Source organism: Enterococcus sp. AZ109 (assembly GCF_051714625.1).
In the GTDB taxonomy this organism is placed as follows: Bacteria; Bacillota; Bacilli; order Lactobacillales; family Enterococcaceae; genus Enterococcus_A.
Genome location: NZ_JBIOSF010000001.1, coordinates 628,968 through 647,990, shown reverse-complemented (window position 1 = coordinate 647,990; position 19,023 = coordinate 628,968). Strand labels below are relative to the sequence as shown.

Genomic DNA, 19,023 nt, shown 5'->3' with positions numbered 1-19,023 from the left:
GCTATGAAATCGACGAGTATCACTTTTTTGAAAAAAACCTTTGACTTAATCTTAAGGTTAAGTGCTAAGGTGAATATATCAAATAAAGGTGAAAGAAGGAAGCGGACATGGATAAATATATGCTGGAAGGAAAAGTTGCGGTCATCACAGGAGCAAGCTATGGCATGGGACGGACAATTGCGGAGCTGTTTGCCAACGAAGGTGCGGCTGTTGTTTTAACCGCTCGGGGAAAAGACAAGCTGGATGAAGTAGTGGCTGGTATCCAGGCTAAGGGTCAAAAGGCGCTGGGGATTGTGGCCGATATCGGCTCAACCGAGGATACAAAACGCGTCTTCACTGAAACAGTTAAAGCATTTGGGGATCTGGACATCTTAGTAAATAACGCTGGATTAGGTGAACAGACGATGATTGATGAGACGACAGACGAATGGATGCAGCAGGTAATGAACATTAATTTAGCTGGACCGATGCGTTATATCCGAGAAGCCCTGCCGTATTTCCTGCCGAAAAATGATGGGGTAATCATCAATGTCTCTTCAGTCAATGGCGAACGTCCGATTTGCGGAGCCACCTACACCGCGACCAAAGGAGCTTTAAACACACTAACGAAAAATGTAGCCATTCGCTTAAGTAACACGGATATTCGCTGCAATGCGATTGCTCCAGGAGCCACATTGACTCCGGCGCATTATGCTAATAAAGCCGGCGAACAGCCTGGGGGCGACAAGATGTTAGAGTTTGGCGGCAAGTATTGCAACTGGGATCTGCCGGAAACCGAACCGATCGATCAAGCCTATGCTTGTTTGTATCTTGCTAGTAAAATGGGTCGCCGTGTGAAGGGGCAAGTATTGCAGGTTTGTAATGGTGCCTTCTTATAAAAAAACAGAAAAATGAGTCGGGGATTTCTATATAAGGAAATAACTAACAGAATTAAATAACTTGAACGTTTTTGGTGAAAAAGGATTGACAGCGCTTTTTCTATGTGATAGCATCTACTCAAATAGAAAAACAGGATTGTTACTCACACAGAGGCATTACCGAAAAGTTCAACTACTTTCGGGGGCCTCTGTGTTTTTTTATGCTAAGCACTCACTAGCAGCAAGCCTGTTATGACAAAATTATCGGAGTTCGGCTTCCTAAAAAGGCAACAAGTTGGCGAAGCCAATTGAATAGAAAGGTGAGAAGAGATGTTTAATATTTTTAAGAAAAAAGAGAGCGTGTTAACAGCACCCGTCAGTGGAACAATCATCCCAATTGAAGAGGTGCCAGATCAAGTCTTTGCCCAAAAAATGATGGGAGACGGGGTGGCCTTCCAGTATAATGGAATGACTATTGCCTCCCCTTGTAACGGCACGGTGAAAATGATTGCGGAAACCAAGCATGCGATTGGCATCACTACCGATTCAGGTGCAGATGTCTTGATCCATATCGGCTTAGACACAGTGGCATTAAACGGCGAGGGCTTTGAAGTGGCGGTTTCGGTAGGAGACAAGGTGACAAATGGCCAGACACTGATCACAGTGGATCGGGAATTGATGCAGGAAAAGGGCATCGACCTGACCACGCCAATGGTGGTCACCAATGGCAATGAGCTGAAAGGCTTGTCGGTATTAATGAAAGACGGCGTAGTTACTAAAGGCGACACACCAGTTGTAAAGATTGAGTAGGAAAAGAGGAACGGACAAATGAAGGTGATCCAGAAAATCAACAACAACGTGGCAATTTGTCTGGATAACAATAACTGCGAATTGATTGCGATGGGCACCGGCATTGGCTTTCCCAAGACGCCTTACGAATTAACCGACCTCAGCAAAGTGGAGCGAACCTTCTACGGGGTGAATTCCCGCTACCTGGAGCTGATTAATGAGATTCCGGAGGATGTGTTGAAGCTGACTGCCAACATTGTGGACTATGCATCAATGCTGGTGGAGCATGAGCTGCCGTCGAACTTATTATTCACCTTGGCGGATCATATCAACTTTGCCATCCTACGGCACAATAAGAATATGCCGGTGAAGCTGTCGATTTATTACGATGTCCGGCATCTCCACAAGCTGGAGGTTAAGGTGGGGGAGTATGCGCTGCGGCTAATCAAGAAAAAGCTGGGAGTGGTGCTTTATCCCGATGAGGCGTTAGGCATTGCTATGCATCTGATTAACAGCTACACTAGCCAAAGTAATGACAGCCAGAAGGAATCGCAAATGCTGGAGGATATCACCACGATTATCGAGGATGACTTTCAACTGATGATTAATCGCAGTAGTATGAACTATGCTCGCTTTGTTTCCCACATGCAGTACTTTATACGCAGAGAAGGTAGTGAGAATAAATATAATTCAGAAAATATGAAAATTTTAGACTCGGTGAAGCAGGAGTATCCCCAGTCCTTTCACTCAGCACAACGGGTGATTGCTTACATCCGTGATCATTACGGTTGGGAACCGAATTCTGAAGAATTGCTTTACATCATGTTACACATTAATCGATTATGCACGCGAGAGGATTGTTACCGTTAAGGGCATTACCCCTCCACAGAAGCTTCCGATTTAGTCGGGGGTTTTTGTGGAGGGTTTTTATGTACCTAAAATTAGAAAAAGGAGAAATTTAAAATGGCGAAAAAAGAAAACTATCAAGCGCTAGCAAGCAGTATTATTGAAAGTTTGGGCGGCGAAGAAAATGTAACCTTCTTCACCCATTGTATGACCAGACTGCGTTTTAATTTGAAGGACAAAAGCTTAGTGGATGAAGCGGCGGTAAAAACGTTGACCGGCGTGGTGGGTTCCCAGTGGTCAGGAGACCAGTTCCAAATTATTATTGGCCAGCAGGTTGGCGATGTCTATGCCGCAATTTTGAAAATTACCAACATCGAAGGCGCAGCTAAAGCGGCCGATGAAGTGGTGGAGGGATCGAAAGAGAAGAAAAGATTTAGTATCTCGGCTGTCTTTGATGCCTTTGCCGGTTGTGTGTCACCGTTGTTACCGGTATTGATCGGTTCAGGGATGCTGAAGATCATCACCTTAGTGTTAAATTTGACTGGTGCAATTAGTCCTGAGAGCGGCACTTATATTATTTTAGATTTCGCAGGAGACGCTGGCTTTTATTTCCTTCCCGTATTTGTTGGGGCAACGGCAGCTAGAAAGTTCGGCGGGAACATGGGCCTTGGTATGATGCTGGGAGCGATGATGATTCATCCCAACTTCATCAATGCGCTGGCTGAAGGTCGTTTGGATTTCCTATCAGTGCCGGTTTATAGCGCTTCTTATGCCAGCACCATTTTCCCGGCAATTATTGCGGTATTTGTTATGAGTAAAGTGGAAGAACAGGTGGTTCGCTTTTCTCCGGTAGCGATTCGGGCGATTTTGGAACCGCTAGTGACCTTGTTAATCATGATTCCTTTGACGCTTTGCTTAATCGGACCAATTGGCGCAATGCTGGGCGTGTACATTACAGCCGGTGTGATGTGGCTATACAACACGATGGGCTTTGTCGGCGTTGCGATCTTGGCAGCCGCTTGGCCATTCATGGTGTTGACTGGGATGCATTCAGCCATCACACCATACTTGACCCAATCTTTTGCGACATTGGGCTATGAACCGATTGCTTTGACCGCGATTATTATTGCCAACTTGAACCAAGGTGCAGCTTCGGCAGCCGTGGCCTTTAAATCGAAATCTGTCAGCATTAAATCTTCCGCAGCTACTTGTGCGATTACCGCAGTGTTGGCTGGGGTGACTGAGCCAGCGATGTTCGGGATCAACCTGCGCTTTAAAAGACCAATGATTGGTGCAGCGATCGGCAGTTTAATCGGTGGGGCAATTGCTGGATTAGGTAGAGCTCATGCATATGCTTTTGCGGCCAGTGCGGGTGTGTTTGCTTTCCCGATTTATATCACGGATAACATTATGAACTTAGTGTGGATGGTCATTGGCTGTGGTGTGGGAATGATGGGCACCTTTGTAGCGACTTTGATTTTATACAGGGAAGAAGCTGTGGAGGTACAGGAAGCTCCGGCAGCAATGGAGGACACGATTAATATGACTGGTGCAGTGGAGTAAGAAGAGGCCTGGACGATTGATCTAAAGAAATTTCCAGGCAGCTAACTCATTTTATCGAATTCATTTTTCCAAAAACGGGAAAAATGAATTTGATCTTCCCGCACATACCATCATGCTAAACAGTACGTACCAATAAAGAGTGTCTATTAACGATATGATCACGCACTAAGTTTACTGTGAAAAGCATGACTGGCAGCTAACTCATTTTATCGAATTCATTTTTCCGAAAACGGGAAAAATGAGTTCTATCTTCCTGCGCATACCATCATGCTAAACAGTACGTACCAACAATTAGTGTCTATTAATGATTTGATCGCGCTCTAAGTTTACTGTGAAAAGCATGACTGGCAAAAAAGAGAGTGTACAGAAAGTCACCATTTTCTGTACACTCTTAAATTTTATAGCTCGGTCTACTTGTTCAATTGTGCTTGGTGGAAAGCAATATGTGCTTCAATAAACGTAGCAATCGTGAAATAGCTATGGTCATAGCCTCGTTCTTTTTGATAGATGACTTCACCACCGGCAACTTTCGCTGCAGCTAGAAAGGCCTCTTCCTTTAATTGCACTTCGTAAAAGGGATCATCTGTCCCTTGAGTCACCAAAATCGGCGGGTGATTTTCATCCACGGTTTTTAAGATTTCTGTGGCATCCCATTGGATCCAAGCGGATGGGTCCTCCCCTAAGTAAGCAGTAAAGGCTTTTTTACCCCAAGGCACATTACTAGGATTTGAGATGGGCGCAAAGGCGGAAATCGCCGCAAAGCGCTTAGGATTTTTTAAGCCTAAAACTAAAGCGCCGTGACCGCCCATAGAGTGGCCCATTATACTTTCTTTTCCTGAAAAATTAGGCAGTAAAGGATAGACGATCTCTGGTAATTCTTTGATTAAATAGTCATACATTTGAAAGTTTTCTTTCCAAGGGTCTTGCGTCGCATTTAGATAAAAACCAGCACCTTGGCCTAAATCCCAATCTTCACTATCAGCTGTCTCGCCTCTTGGAGAAGTATCCGGCATAACGAAAGCAATATTTTGTTCAGCCGCATATTTTTGGAAAGCTGCTTTTTGACTAAAGTTATCATCGGTACAGGTCAAACCAGATAACCACCAGATCAGTGGGGTCGCTTTTTTATCTGGGGTCTCTGCTGGCAAGAATAAGCTAAAGGTCATCTCACACTTCAAACTTTTTGACGTGTGACGATATTTGATTTGTTTGCCGCCAAATGAGCGATGCGTTTCTAGTATTTCTACAGTCATAGCTCTACCCTCCGTAAGTTAACATCGTGCGAATCGATTCACCCCGATGCAATAAATCCAGCGACTCGTTAATTTGCGAAAAATCTAAGTGATGGGTGATAAAGGAATCTAAGTCGATCTCGCCATTCATGTAATCTTCCACCATTCCTGGCAATTGAGTGCGTCCTTTTACACCGCCAAAAGCAGAGCCTTTCCAAACGCGCCCGGTTACTAGCTGGAAGGGACGAGTATGGATTTCTTTACCAGCTCCGGCAACGCCGATAATGATGCTTTCGCCCCAGCCTTTGTGGCAGGCCTCCAAGGCAGAACGCATTACTTCAACATTCCCAATACATTCAAAACTATAATCCACTCCGCCATTGGTCATTTCAATGATGACTTCTTGAATTGGTCGATCAAATTCTTTTGGATTCACAAACTCAGTGGCCCCCATTTTTTGTGCTAACGGCCATTTGTCAGGGTTCGTATCCACCGCAATAATGCGTTTGGCATTGGCTTTTTTCAACCCTTGAATCACAGCCAGTCCAATCGCTCCTAAACCGAAGACAGCAGTAACCGCACCTGCTTCAACTTTAGCAGTATTTTCAACGGCACCAATCCCGGTTGTCACCCCACAGCCTAACAATCCGACTTTATCTAGCGGCGCATTTTTATTTATTTTGACTAAGTTGATTTCGTTTACCACCGTGTACTCACTAAAGGTACTGGTTCCCATATAATGATAGACTGGTTCGCCATTGTAGGAAAAACGAGTGGTGCCATCAGGCATTAATCCTTTTCCTTGGGTTTCACGGACAGCAGAGCATAGGTTAGTTTTTCCCGACAAACAAAACTCACACTTACCGCATTCTGGTGTATATAATGGAATAACATGGTCGCCTTCTTTAACCGAAGTCACGTTTTCCCCGACTTTTACCACAATTCCCGCACCTTCGTGGCCCAAAACAGCAGGGAAGACACCCTCTGGATCATCACCGGATAAGGTAAACGCATCGGTATGACAAACCGACGTGTACAGAATTTTCACCATCACTTCATTTTCTTTTGGATCTTCAACATCGATTTCAACAATCTCCAATGGTTTTCCTGGAGCAAATGCAACAGCAGCCCGACTCTTCATACTATTCCTTCTTTCTTCAAAAGCAGCGTTTTTCTCTACTTTAAAATCTTGCGAATACGAAACGTAGAATCCTTCACGTATTTCAATTATAAGTATACAGGGAAAAATGGATATAGCAATACTGGGTAATGTAGTGATGCTGGTTGTTTGTTTTGAAAATTTACGTGTGAATTTCGACATTTTCAATAGTAGTGAGAATTTGTTTGCTTGAGGATGTTTTGACTACAGTTCTTGTAGTTTTATCGATAATAAATTCTATTTTTTGTGTACTGTTCAAAATGGCTGAGAAATAATCTTCTCCCATATTATGCTTTTCAAATACCATAGACAGCATTTTAAAATCATTTGTAGTCAAGTCACCATACATTATTGTAACTACCATTTTAGCTGTTATCAGATAAATCTAGTTCGTCAAGATTATTCGATTTGCTTGAGGATCTCAATCATGTTAATTGTTTTAATTTTTTTATGAAGAGGGACACAGGATAGGATAGTAAAAAGAATAGTTAAAATACAAGAAAAAATGATTGATCTAGGAAAGATAACATACGGGAAACTCATACTATCAGTTGTTGCTGTATCAAAGACGACTTGCATTAAAAGAAGTCCAAGAGGTATGCCGACTACTATACCCATGATTGACAATACTAGGTTCTCGTATTCAAGAACACGCATAATTCTTTTCTTCTGATAACCCAGCACCTTCATAGTGGCTAACGGTATACGTCTTTCCATAATATTGATTAATGATATATTATAAATCACTGCAAACGACAACAACATGGCACCGAAGACCATGATTAGTAAAATGCCCACCATGCTTTGTGTATAGATTTCCACTGCATCTCTTTGGCTTTCTAAAGAAGTAATTGAACTGACCATTCTGTTATCTTTATATAAATCCTCAAATTTGCTTGCGGTCATCCCCTCTTTAAAATTCACATACACGGTCAGCGGGTTCAATTGAACACCTTGATTCTCTAAAAATGAGGGGGTACAGTAGATATCTTGCGTCAAATATTGTTCTGAGACATCTCGGATGGTTCCCTCAACGGTTTTTCCACTATAAAAGGAATCGGTTAATTTCACCGTCAAAGTGTCATTAACCCTTAAATTGTATTGGTCTGCCAGTCGTTTTGAAATAACAAATCCATCTTCCGGGGATGCTAGTTCCTGCAGTTCACTGTTCACTATTTTAAAATAGTCAGAATTGTTATCCAGTGCCCGGATGGTTCCTTTGGTATTTTGACTATTGGAGGTTGTTTCAAAGTTCAGAACTGGTACAGATAGCTTGGATACGCCATTTGGGAATTTTAACTCTTCTGGATTGGTTAAAGTAACTTCCCCATGTTCTGATGTAAAATAGTTCAGCTCTAGGATGGCATCGTAGTTGTATATTTCCGAGTAAGTCCGATCAATTAACTCTTCAGTAGAATCATACATGGCAAATCCTGTGATCAACAGTGCAACACTGCAGCTAAGGCCTAAACAACTCAGAATGGTTTTTAGTTTGTTTCCGGTTATATTTCTGACGATCATCCTGTTTTGGCAGGATAGATTAGACCAAAATCTAGCAAATCTTTCAAATAAAGTATGGTGTCCCGCTTTAGGAGCTGTGGGCCGCATGGCTGTTGATGCATTCAGTCTTAACACTCTCCAGCAAGATAAAAATGCGCCGATCATACCTAACAGAATGGAAACCAGCAATATCGGTACTAGTTGCAGGAGATAGAGCCGTGAAGTAATTCCAGGCAAATCGTAGGTATCCTTCAATAAATATAATATCATTTGCGGAACAAAGAGACTGCCCGATATACCACCCAATAATGAACCCACCAGACCGGGAACAATCGGAAAGGCCATATAATGAAGAGCTATTTTTTTCGCTTTTACCCCTAAGGCTTTCATAATGCCAATCTGAACCTTTTGGATATCAATGATTCTGCGCATGGCTAGATAAGTCATCAGCATGGCCACAAAAAAGAAGACAACTGGAAAAGCGATGCTAAGGCTTTCGAACTGCTCAATATCGGCAGCTAATGATGAAATACCTGGATTCATTTCTCTTGTGTAGCCATAAAGATAGGTATCATTTTGAACGGCCGCTGCCGCCTGATGCATTACACTGTTCCGATTGGCCGAGGTTTTCGTTTTTATTAGAAGCTCATCATAGGCTACATGAATTCCGGTCAATTTCGAAAGTTCGGGAATAGTCGAATAATGCACATAGGCGATGCCATACTTATCGTGTTCGGGAAAGCCATTTCCATCTTCGGCAATTTTAGTGACGTATTCAGGACTCTCAATGAAGGCAGTGATGGTGTAAGAAACGGTTTTGCCATCCACGAGATAATCCAAGTCATCCCCAATACCTAATTTGTTTGCTTTGCCATATTCATTGTCGACTGCAATCTCAAAAGGCGTCTCTGGTAATTTGCCTTTCATGACATAAAGTTCATTCATTGAGGAATTTTCATCAAAGGAATGAACCTTCAGCTTCTTATTATTTAAAGTAGTTTGAAAGGTAAATCGCAGTTCGTAATCTTCGATAGCTTCAATCCGGTCTAGCTCGGACAGCTCATCTTCTGAGATGTTGGAATAGTACAGCCATAAATCCGACAGATTGTTTTTGGAATAATAGGAATCAGAGTATTCTGTTAGTAATCGACTACCAGAAGATAGACCAGTAAAGAAGAAGGCACCAAGAAAAATGACGATAGTAATAGAAACGAATTGTCCTTTACTGCTCATAATATCTCGAATCATTTTTTTGAATAAAGTCATTTTTACCACTCCAGTTCTTTGACAGACTTGCGAGAACCATTTTCTTTTACATCAAATATCTTTCCGTTTTTCACTGTAATAACTCGATCAGCCATTGGCAATAGGGCAAGGTTATGGGTGACGATGATCACTGTTTTGTGGAATTCTTGGTTCAGCTGTTCTAATAATTCAAGCACAGCTTTACTTGTTTGATAGTCCAAAGCTCCGGTAGGTTCATCACATAACAATAGCAGCGGATTTTTCGCCAAAGCCCGTGCGATGGCTACTCGTTGTTGTTCACCACCGGATAGTGTTGAGGGGAATTTATTTAATTTATCCTGCAAACCGACTTTTTTTAAGATATCTTCAGGGCTCAACGTATCTTGCTTGACCTCTGATCCAAAAACAACATTCTCTAACGCAGTCAAATTAGGTATAAGATTGTAAGCTTGAAAGATAATACCAACTTTTTCTGCACGATAGTCGGATAGTTGTTTTTCATTGTATTTTGAAATATCTTCCTCACCAACAAAAATTTCTCCACTTGTCGCACTATCTAAGCCGCCAAGAAGATTTAAAATCGTACTTTTCCCGGCTCCACTGCTTCCAATTATGATCAATATTTCCCCACCGTGAATAGAGAAGGTCACACCATTTAATACGACCGTTTTTAACTCGTCGCTTCCAAATTCCTTACAGACATTCTTAAACTCAACGATATTTTTCAAGATAAATTCCTCCTATTCAGCTTGGGAAAACAGGCGGTCAAACGTACAATCAATTAAAAAGTCAAATACCTCTTGACGACTATAGGATTGCTCATTTTTCAAAGTAACTGTATAAAGGAGGGTCGCCAATATGGCGTGAGCTTTTGCTGGGGCAACTTTAAACTCTAAATGGGTTCGCTTAACGATCGTTTGCAGATAATCCAAATTATTCTGTTGAATCTGGCGCCATTGATCCTCTGGCAGCTTTTCAATGAGTGCCCAAAAGTCAGGTGATGAAAAATCATAGAGAAAGGGATGCTCCTGATATTCTCCAAATAGATACTTTATCGCATTGCATGCACCCAGCTTATTGGGGTTATCTTTTATGCAAGAATCTATCTGACGCTTTATCCGCGCCTGTAATTCCATGATCGTGCGTAAAAACAATTCCTCTTTTGAAGAAAACAAGGAATAAAAAGCGCCAACCGAAATTCCTACGGCTTTTGTCAGCTTACTAATAGATGTTTTTTTATACCCAGTTGTTTTCCAAAAGTTCTCACATTCAATGCAAAGTTTCTCTCTTAGCTGTTCCTTATCCTCTTCTGAAAACCATTTTTCTCCTTTGGACATGCTGAACCCTCCTATTTTTATGAACGAAATATATAAACTATTCATAAATATTGTACCTTTTAATCAGTGAAAGGTCAATCCACGGAAAATCGTGTGAATATTTGAGGATAGACTAAGGTAAAAAGGATGTAAAAAACACACGTCAACTGGACAGTCAGCGTGTGCCGTTGATTTAACCGCAAACAAAAACCGACAGCTGGAAGGTGAAATCTCCATAATCGTTGTCGGCAATGTGTCTTGGCGTATGGCTCTTTTATAGTTATTCATTCAAATTTTTCACACTAACTAATATTTCTTGTTTGCATTTGAAACAGTACAATGGTAGCCGGTGGATGAGGATATCTGCACAAATTTTGATTTGGTTTTTCCCGTTGCAGACAGAGCGGATGCTCCGTAATATCCTCATCCTTTCTGGCATTCATCAAAAAGTGGTCCTAAGCAATTTTCCTTTTATAAATCTGCAGCGAAACAAAGTAAGCCACAAGGATGGTGCCGATACACCAAGCTAAAGCGATCGTCAGGTTATCGTCTAAAGGCAAATCCAAGGTCAACGATCGGATACTATCAATAATTGGTGTCATCGGTTGATTTCTGGCAAACCAGCGTATGCCGTCCGCCATCGTATCCACCGGGGCAAATCCGGAGCTAACAAGGGGAAGAATAAAGAAAGGAAGCATTAGGCTGATGGAACCTTCCGCCGATTTCGCGATCAGTCCACACATGACGCTAATCAATGACATGGCAATGTTCACTAAAATAAGCAGCCCGATAACGATCGCCCAATCTTGAAAACCGGCTTGCGGCCTAAAACCTATCACAATGGCTGTACCGATAATGATAACAATGGAAATGGAATTTCTGATAACTCCAGCACCAGTATGACCAATAATCACCGCCGATTTTGAAATTGACATCGTTCGGAAACGATCGATGATCCCTTTAGTCATATCGGTGGCGACATTCATGGCTGAATATTGCGAAGCCTGACCGATGCTCTGCATAATAATGCCAGGTACAATGAAATCGACATAGCTAAAGTTTGGCAGCTGGGTCATATTACCCAGGATGTTAGTAAATAAAAGCATGACGATAAAGGGTAGAACAGTTGCGGTTAAGAGGGTCTCGGGATTTCTTAAAGAAATGGCCAAGCAACGTTTAAACATGATCCATGAATCAAAAATGGTCTTACGCATGGCTAATTTCCTCCTTTGTTTCATCGATCAAGCTTAAAAAGACATCCTCCAATGAAGGCAAATCTTGTTCAACCGCAGCAACAGCAATATCATTGGCACTTAACAGCTTCAATGCTTCCGCCGCTTTTTCTTCACTAGTGAAATTCAGCTTCACTCCGCGATTGGGCATGATTTCTTTCAAGTCCTGGGGTGTGCCTTCCACCATAATCCGCCCCTTATGAAGAATCGCTACATTGTCCGCCAGATATTCCGCTTCCTCCAAATATTGCGTCGTCAGAAAGACGGTGGTTCCTTTTTCGGATAGATTTTTTACCAGATCCCACATAGCGATCCGGTTTTGCGGGTCCAGTCCGGTGGTGGGTTCATCAAGGAAGAGAACTTGCGGGTTAACCATCAGGCTCATAGCGATATCCAAGCGCCGCCGCATCCCGCCAGAATAAGTGGAGACCCTACGATCAGCTGCATCCGTTAAGTTAAAAAAGGCTAACCATTCAACAATTTTCCGTTTTATATTCGGCAGACGTCGCAGCTGCCCGATCAGTTTCAAATTCTCCCGGCCGGTTAACACTTCATCCACGGCCACAAATTGGCCAGTTAAACTGATACAGTCGCGGATTTTATCTCCTTGGCTTGCCAAATCAAAACCATTAATGTGAACAGAACCCTCATCTGGTTTCAACAAAGTCGATAGGATTTTGACAATGGTGGTTTTTCCGGCACCGTTGGAACCCAGCAGGGCATAAATTGTACCGCTGGGAACCTTAAAATTGACATCATTGAGCACTTCTTTATCCTTATAGCTTTTCTTTAGTGCGGATGCTTCGATAGAAATAGGTAAATTAGACACGGTAATTCCTCCTTTGATTTTTTCTTGCAGTAAAACTGAAACAAAACTTACATACCTGATAGATGAATGTATAGAAGCAAAAGACAAGTTTACTTAGTCGGCTTCAGCGAAAAAAGGCAGTGATTTGATTGATGTTTCCAAGTCCTGGTCATAAATCGGCAGCCCCATTTTATCTAGTATTTCAAAGATAAATCGATATTTGCGCTGCATTTTCTCAACGCTATCGCCAGTCACCGAAAGCACGAACCACACATCAATAAAAGACAAAAATTCAGCTAATTCTGCGGCATACTTTGTATGAATCGACCCATCTTTTTGACCTTCCTCAATCAACTCCAGCCAATAAGGGCATAAAATTCGACGATTGGAGTCAATCATTCGGACTAACACCTGGGGATTGTTCAAGAGGGGCAGGGACTGTTTGGATAATTCCAATTGATTTTCGTCGGCTTTATTCAGCATGATGGCTAGGCGCATTTTTTGAAGGCCATTTAAATCAGTCCGTTTTTTGACAGATTCAAAAGGATTATTATCAAAAAACATCTTGTCTCCTAGCGCATCCATAATATCTTCTTTCGATTTGAAATGATGATAGACGGCCCCTTTGGTCAGCCCATTCAATTCATTGACGATATCCTGAATAGTGGTGTTGTCATAGCCTTTCTCCAGAAATAGGTGCTCCGCTGCTTTTAGAATTTTCTCGACGGTGATTTTTGGATATTTGTTTCGAGTCATCATATCCTCCTTTAAACATCCATACAGTATGAATGTATATCGATTTAGTTATCAGAGCTATCAGGAATATCAGACAATAGTTCAACAACCGCAATTGCCGTAATGATAGCTATCGTTGTCCATTTGACGCAAAAGTACAGTTTCCTCATTGTTCTAACCTCATTTCTTCCTAAATACAGCATATTCAACCACTTTCCCGGCAATCACGAGGCTGCCACAAATTAAGCAGGCCTTAGCCGTTTTATCGTATCCGTTTTCAGCAAAGGGTACAGCGCTGACGATCAGTCCAACGCCGGTCAGAAAGGTGATCGTATTCCCGACTATCCGAACCGGTCGAAATCTCCAGGCACAGGTGAGGGACTTATCTAGCAAATCGGCTGCTTCCTCCACTGTTTCCTCAATCACATCACCAAAATGTTCCAATGCTGCTTCAAATTCTTCTTCTGTCATATTATTTCCTCCTTTAATACATGGTGTATGTATGTATTTAAAAAAATAAAATTGCCGGAGCAATTTTATTCAGTTAGTATAGTTTCCAACGTCTTTTTAACGTAGCCCAGTGTTTCATCGTCAATAACAGGAACACCGATTAAATCTAGGATATCCTTCATCAGATAGAGTCTTTCCAGCACTTCCGCTTTAGAACCAGGGAATATCGCTGGCGGCAACCAAACATTTAGCAGTAACGTAAATAAGCTGGGTAACGCTTTGGGGTATTTTATATCCTTTATCGAGCCATCTTCAATTGCTTCCTGAAAGAGCTTTTCAAAAAGCTTAGCAGCAACAGTTTGGTTGCTTTCCATAAATTCGGCTAAGATTCTAGGATTCTCTAATAGCGAAATGGACATGACACCGACTTTTTGCTGATCTTCATTTTGTAAGGACAGTTTGATAACTTTTTTTATTTTCTCTAAACCAGTCAACTCTTTTTCCGCCATCACTTTTTCAAAAGGGTTGTTGTCCCAAAATAACTTCGTTCCCAATGCATCCAAAACTTCTTCCTTGGATTTAAAATGATGGTAAAATGCACCTCTGCTCAAGCCTTCCAGCTCATCGACGATATCCAGCACCGTGGTTTCTTCATAGCCCTTTTCAAGAAAGAGTTTCATAGAAGCATCCAAAATTTTCTGGACTGTTTCTTCAGGATATTTGTTACGCGGCATTGTAGGCCTCCTTTGTATACATACATTGTGTTTGTAAGTTTAGGTTAACATACACCGTGTATGTTGTCAATTACGGTTCGTTCAGATAAATTTTCTTCGTATCCTAAAATAGTTCTCTTTCCCCTTGACTTAACCACGACATCAAGTGATAGAGTGAGGACAATAGAGCAAGACTTATAGCTCATAAAGGAGAGTAGATTATTATGACTAGACCCAAGATTACATTGCATATTTTCACTTCAATGGATGGTAAAATTACCGGTTCTTTCGCTAATGCCCCGGAGTGCAAGCCCGCCGCTGAACTATTCAAATCGATTGGTTTTCAGGAGAATCATCCGGCGAGTTTTCATTTTCAAGGCTGGCTTTATGGCAGTAGCACCGGAGAAGAATTCACCAATCATGCTAAGCCAGAGCTGAGGGAAGTAACCGCTGAAGTGACTGAAGGAGATCATATTATTAATTTAGGCAAAGAAAAATATTTCATTGCTTTTGATCGGACTGGCAAATTAGGCTGGCAGGATAACACAACGTCTTATGCCGATGTGGAGGCCCATGTATTGGAGATTCTCACGGAACAAGTAACTGACCAGTACAAAGCCTTTCTGATTAAAAAGGAAATACCTTATCTAATCGCCGGAAAAGAAACAATTGATCTGGAGCTGGTCTTGGAAAAATTATCCACGATTTATGGCTTGGACAATCTTCTGCTGGGCGGTGGTGGTGTCTTAAACTGGAGCTTTTTAGAAGCTGGTTTAGTGGATGAGGTCAGCTTGATTGTCGCTCCGGCGGTGGATGGTGATCCTCAAGATACAGCGCTGTTTAATTCACGCTTCACAGGCAAGCCCGGTCCTATCGGTTTTACTTTGAATTCAGCGGAGGTACTGGAGGGCGGGACGCTGTGGCTGAGATACAAGCCGAACACTATCTAATAGTGAGGTATTACTGCACTAATTGAAAGCAACAGAAATCAAAAAAGGTGAGACGAACCATTATCAGTTTGTCCCACCTTTTTTTGATTTTTTCAGCCTTAGTTATTCGCCAAAGCCGTCATATTTTCACAGGCTTCGGTCAGGCAAATGCGGGTCTGAGCGGGATCAATTTCGCTGGTTTCCATAATCAGCTCACCAATATTTTTTGCTTTAATTCTGCCAGAAATCGGGTTCTTCACACTATCAATGGCAGTTGTCACCGATACATCCACAGTCGAATATTCAAAGGCCAGATCGGTATTAACAATTTTGCCGTCTTCAATCACCAGATTTTCCACGTAACACAGGCCTTGCTCGCTTTCGATGTAACAATTCACAAAGCGCAAGTTGATAGAGTTCCAACCTAGGTATTCGCCGATGATCACTGAATCGTAGACAGTGACATCCTTACAGTTCCAAAACGCATCTTTGGAAATTAATTTGGAATTATGGATTTCGATGTTTTCTGCACCGTCAAAGGCATAGTTGCCGCTTAGTGAAAAATCAACGGCAGTGATGTTTTTACTATTCATGGCAAAATAATTGCCTTCTGCTTGGACATTGTCCAGGGTGATATTTTCACAGTTCCAGAAGGTTTCTTCGGCTTTTGGCATGTGGACGTTGGTCAAACGAATATCTTTGCCGCGGCGGAAGGTTTTCGGTGCTTGGATAATACTGTCGGTAATGGTGATGTTGTTGGTGTACCAGATGCCAGAGCGAGCAGTTTCTAACAAAGTAGTGTTGGAAACTGCAACGTTTTCACAGTACCACAATGGGTATTTCCAGCGGAAGATGCTGTCGCTGATGTCCAGGTTGCGGCTTTCTTTTAATGGAGATTCGCCGTCTTCAAACACGGAATTTTTTACAATTAGGTTGTTGCTTTTAAATAGGGCACGTTCTCCGGTTAGGTGTTGTTGGTCAATCGTGTTCATCATTCTAATTTTCCTCTTTTCTTTTTTTAGCAGGGCAAGTTGTTCAGGGTATTCCTGCTGCGGTTGGCTAATGAGTCAGTCGTTTCGGCTGGTATTCTTCCAGCTGATGAGTTCACTCTATCACTTAAAGTCAAGGTTAAGTCAACGATAAAAAACGAATTTCTTTTGAAAAAATTTCTTTTCCTAAAATCCAGGAAAAGCGATTGACTTGATGTCGAGGTTAAGTGTTAGGCTTGACTTAAAGGGAACGAGGGGAGGATCAAAATGAAACGAATTTTAGTATTGGTGGGCAGCGGCACACCGCGGGGCTCGACCATGCAGCTGACGGATGCCTTTATCGCCGGGGCGGAAGAAGCCGGTCATCAGGTGAAGAAGATTTTTCTTGGCAACAAGCAAATCGAAGGATGTCGCGGCTGTAATTTTTGCCAGAGAAGCGGCGGTTGTGTGATTAAAGACGACATGCAGAAGCTGTATCCGTTGTTTGAAGAGAGTGACGTGCTGGTTTTTGCCTCCCCGTTGTTTTTTTGGACGATTTCCGCCCGCATCAAGGCTTTTATTGAGCGTTTGTATGCCACGGCTAAAGAAGACAAGTTCCCTAAGAAGGAAACGATGCTGCTGATGACGGCCGGAGATGAAAAATTTTGGACCTTTGAACAGTCGGTTTCCTATTACCGCTTTGTCACCCAAGCGATTGAGTGGCAGGACCTTGGCATGTGCCTAGCTGGTGGAACCAAGATCGAAGACGGAAAGCACATCATCAAACAGAACTATTTGGAAGAAGCCTTCCAGTTAGGAAAAAATACGATTACAAGGAGCAAACAAAATGACTAGACCGTATATTTTTTGCCACATGTTTACCTCATTAGATGGAAAGATTTTAGGCTCTTACATGGACACCCCGGAAAGCGACAAGTCTGGAGATCTCTTTTATGAAATAGCCTTCGGGAAAAATCGTCATTATGATCACCAAGGTTGGCTGTCTGGTCGAACAACGACAGATGATAATTTTACTCATTACAAAGAGCCCGTGTTGGAAACAGATTTTCCGGCAGTTCCAGCGGGAGACTTTGTAGCGGAGCATGACTTATCAATGTATTATATTTCGATTGATGCTTCGGGGCGTTTAGGTTGGGAAAGCAATCTGTTGACCTATCGGGATACCAAGGCCCACGTTATCGAAGTTCTATCGGAAAAAGTCGGCGACGATTACAAGCATTTTCTGCGCAAGCTGAATATTTCTTATATCATCGCCGGAAAAGACAGCATCGATCCGGTATTGGCTGTGAAGAAATTACAAGAATTGTTCGGTATGAAAATGATCATGCTGGGAGGCGGCGGTGTCTTGAACTGGTCCTTTATCCAAGCTGGGATGTGCGATGAACTCAGCGTGGTGATGACGCCAGTAGCGGACGGCTCCTCGGATATGCCCTCCTTGTTTGAAACCAAAGAGGGCTTGTCTGAGGCCAAACCAGTTACCTTCAGCTTGGAAAGCAGCAGTACCTACAAGGATGGGACCTTATGGCTGCGGTATTTAGTGAATAACCAATAAGAAATTGACCTTCTGCAGAGTGTGATAGCAGAAGGTTTTTTTGACGTTGCAGCTCACAAAAGACAGGCGACGCCACGCAAAAAAAGGATCGACAGACTTCAATAAGCTGTAGATCCTTGGAGACGATTAGTGGCAACCGCAGGGGGTTATAGCTTTTCCTTCAATTGCTAGGTTGACTGGTGTCTTAATTTCTTGCACTACCGGTTGGTTGACCCGAACCACAGCGTCTGGAACACCCACGACGGTTGTGTGGGCAGGCACATCTTCCAAAACTACACTGCTAGCGCCAATTTTGGCTTGTTCTCCAATAACAATTGCTCCCAGAATCTGAGCATGGGCAGAAATCATAGCCCCCTTTCTAACCGTTGGATGGCGCTTGCCGGTATCTTTACCAGTTCCACCCAAGGTCACACTGTGAAACAAAACCACGTCCTCTTCAATAACGGCAGTCTCGCCAATCACTAAGCCCATCCCGTGATCAATAAAGACACCATGAGCGATTTGAGCGCCGGGATGAATCTCAATCCCCGTCAAAAAGCGGCACCAGACAGCCTGTAGCTTAGCCAATAAGAAAAGCTGGTGCTGGTACAAAAAATGGGAGAGACGATGTCCTAGCAAAGCGTGAACTCCCGGATAAGTCAGCAAAATTTCTAGCGTAGAACGGGCAGCGGGGTCATTTCGGTTGGCGGATTACACTACCTGCTTAAACCAGCTCATTTCCTTCCTCCTCTCAAGAAAATCAAGGATAGCATTCAGTATTTTCCTGATCATAACTTTCAATCCGATTAGATAGCTGCACCAACGTGTCAGTCATTTCGTTGCAGCGACACTGCAACTTTTCATGTTCCTCTGTCAATAACTCTTTACGGGCCAGGATCGTGTCCTGACCCTCTTTGCATAAGGTGGAATACTCAATTAAAGATTCAATCGATAAACCGACACTTTTCATACATTGCACAAATCTGATCCATTCAATATCTTTGCTGTTAAATACGCGGGAACCATCACTGTTTCTTTGCACTGGCGGAATAAAGCCCACCCGCTCATAATGTCTTAATATCGTTGGTGTAACGCCTGTCTTCTTGGCCGCTTCTACTATATTCATCTA

The 19,023-nt window shown here is 42.5% G+C and carries 20 protein-coding genes and 1 pseudogene; 7 read left to right on the top strand and 14 right to left on the bottom strand.

Features of this window, described 5'->3' with window-relative positions:
- Positions 1-107 precede the first annotated feature (107 nt).
- From IGI42_RS03110 to IGI42_RS03095, 4 genes are all read left to right on the top strand, one after another.
- Positions 108-878 carry an SDR family NAD(P)-dependent oxidoreductase gene (locus IGI42_RS03110; RefSeq protein WP_438714207.1) on the top strand — a complete coding sequence of 257 codons (771 nt, stop codon included), beginning with the start codon at positions 108-110 and terminating at the stop codon, positions 876-878.
- 309 nt (positions 879-1,187) lie between these two features.
- Complete coding sequence (locus tag IGI42_RS03105) at positions 1,188-1,667, top strand: PTS sugar transporter subunit IIA (RefSeq protein WP_438714206.1); 480 nt, start codon at positions 1,188-1,190, stop codon at positions 1,665-1,667.
- Positions 1,668-1,685: 18 nt separating this feature from the next.
- The gene (locus tag IGI42_RS03100; RefSeq protein WP_438714205.1) at positions 1,686-2,516 is read left to right on the top strand and encodes a PRD domain-containing protein; all 831 of its coding nucleotides are present in this window, start codon (positions 1,686-1,688) and stop codon (positions 2,514-2,516) included.
- Positions 2,517-2,609: 93 nt separating this feature from the next.
- Positions 2,610-4,055 carry a PTS transporter subunit EIIC gene (locus IGI42_RS03095; protein ID WP_438714204.1) on the top strand — a complete coding sequence of 482 codons (1,446 nt, stop codon included), beginning with the start codon at positions 2,610-2,612 and terminating at the stop codon, positions 4,053-4,055.
- Between the two features lie 410 nt (positions 4,056-4,465).
- On the opposite strand, the gene fghA is transcribed toward IGI42_RS03095, so the two are convergent.
- The 11 genes from fghA to IGI42_RS03040 all read right to left on the bottom strand — a co-directional run bounded on the left by fghA (position 4,466) and on the right by IGI42_RS03040 (position 14,466).
- Positions 4,466-5,308, bottom strand: coding sequence for an S-formylglutathione hydrolase (fghA, locus tag IGI42_RS03090; protein ID WP_438714203.1), 843 nt, complete (start codon positions 5,306-5,308; stop codon positions 4,466-4,468).
- A gap of 4 nt (positions 5,309-5,312) precedes the next feature.
- Positions 5,313-6,428, bottom strand: coding sequence for an S-(hydroxymethyl)glutathione dehydrogenase/class III alcohol dehydrogenase (locus IGI42_RS03085; RefSeq protein ID WP_438714202.1), 1,116 nt, complete (start codon positions 6,426-6,428; stop codon positions 5,313-5,315).
- 417 nt (positions 6,429-6,845) lie between these two features.
- Positions 6,846-9,212: an ABC transporter permease gene (locus IGI42_RS03080; RefSeq protein WP_438714201.1), complete on the bottom strand. Its 2,367-nt coding sequence runs from the start codon at positions 9,210-9,212 to the stop codon at positions 6,846-6,848.
- Between the two features lie 2 nt (positions 9,213-9,214).
- On the bottom strand, positions 9,215-9,919 hold the full coding sequence (locus IGI42_RS03075; RefSeq protein ID WP_438714200.1) for an ABC transporter ATP-binding protein: 705 nt from the start codon (positions 9,917-9,919) through the stop codon (positions 9,215-9,217).
- 12 nt (positions 9,920-9,931) lie between these two features.
- The gene (locus IGI42_RS03070) at positions 9,932-10,528 is read right to left on the bottom strand and encodes a TetR/AcrR family transcriptional regulator (protein WP_438714199.1); all 597 of its coding nucleotides are present in this window, start codon (positions 10,526-10,528) and stop codon (positions 9,932-9,934) included.
- A 259-nt stretch (positions 10,529-10,787) separates the two neighbouring features.
- Complete coding sequence (locus IGI42_RS03065; protein WP_438714198.1) at positions 10,788-10,934, bottom strand: cysteine-rich KTR domain-containing protein; 147 nt, start codon at positions 10,932-10,934, stop codon at positions 10,788-10,790.
- Positions 10,935-10,962: 28 nt separating this feature from the next.
- Complete coding sequence (locus IGI42_RS03060) at positions 10,963-11,721, bottom strand: ABC transporter permease (RefSeq protein WP_438714197.1); 759 nt, start codon at positions 11,719-11,721, stop codon at positions 10,963-10,965.
- Positions 11,714-12,568: an ABC transporter ATP-binding protein gene (locus tag IGI42_RS03055; protein ID WP_438714195.1), complete on the bottom strand. Its 855-nt coding sequence runs from the start codon at positions 12,566-12,568 to the stop codon at positions 11,714-11,716. The genes IGI42_RS03060 and IGI42_RS03055 overlap by 8 nt, the downstream gene beginning before the upstream one ends.
- A gap of 93 nt (positions 12,569-12,661) precedes the next feature.
- Entirely contained in the window at positions 12,662-13,303 is a 642-nt protein-coding gene (locus IGI42_RS03050; RefSeq protein WP_438714194.1) for a TetR/AcrR family transcriptional regulator, read from the bottom strand.
- A 159-nt stretch (positions 13,304-13,462) separates the two neighbouring features.
- The gene (locus tag IGI42_RS03045; protein ID WP_438714193.1) at positions 13,463-13,753 is read right to left on the bottom strand and encodes a hypothetical protein; all 291 of its coding nucleotides are present in this window, start codon (positions 13,751-13,753) and stop codon (positions 13,463-13,465) included.
- Between the two features lie 65 nt (positions 13,754-13,818).
- Entirely contained in the window at positions 13,819-14,466 is a 648-nt protein-coding gene (locus IGI42_RS03040) for a TetR/AcrR family transcriptional regulator (RefSeq protein WP_438714192.1), read from the bottom strand.
- A gap of 203 nt (positions 14,467-14,669) precedes the next feature.
- On the opposite strand from IGI42_RS03040, the gene IGI42_RS03035 reads away from it, so the two are divergent.
- A complete protein-coding gene (locus tag IGI42_RS03035) occupies positions 14,670-15,395 on the top strand; it encodes a dihydrofolate reductase family protein (RefSeq protein ID WP_438714191.1) in 726 nt (241 codons plus the stop codon).
- A gap of 98 nt (positions 15,396-15,493) precedes the next feature.
- Here IGI42_RS03035 and IGI42_RS03030 read toward each other — a convergent pair whose 3' ends face one another.
- Entirely contained in the window at positions 15,494-16,366 is an 873-nt protein-coding gene (locus IGI42_RS03030) for a DUF3737 family protein (protein ID WP_438717003.1), read from the bottom strand.
- Positions 16,367-16,630: 264 nt separating this feature from the next.
- On the opposite strand from IGI42_RS03030, the gene IGI42_RS03025 reads away from it, so the two are divergent.
- Together IGI42_RS03025 and IGI42_RS03020 are read left to right on the top strand one after the other, a co-directional pair.
- Complete coding sequence (locus tag IGI42_RS03025; RefSeq protein ID WP_438714190.1) at positions 16,631-17,197, top strand: flavodoxin family protein; 567 nt, start codon at positions 16,631-16,633, stop codon at positions 17,195-17,197.
- Entirely contained in the window at positions 17,190-17,915 is a 726-nt protein-coding gene (locus IGI42_RS03020) for a dihydrofolate reductase family protein (RefSeq protein ID WP_438714189.1), read from the top strand. The genes IGI42_RS03025 and IGI42_RS03020 overlap by 8 nt, the downstream gene beginning before the upstream one ends.
- A 126-nt stretch (positions 17,916-18,041) precedes the next feature.
- Here the strand turns inward: IGI42_RS03020 and epsC are convergent.
- A pseudogene (epsC, locus tag IGI42_RS03015) lies at positions 18,042-18,632 on the bottom strand (serine O-acetyltransferase EpsC).
- 22 nt (positions 18,633-18,654) lie between these two features.
- Positions 18,655-19,020: a MerR family transcriptional regulator gene (locus IGI42_RS03010; protein WP_438714188.1), complete on the bottom strand. Its 366-nt coding sequence runs from the start codon at positions 19,018-19,020 to the stop codon at positions 18,655-18,657.
- Positions 19,021-19,023: the final 3 nt, after the last annotated feature.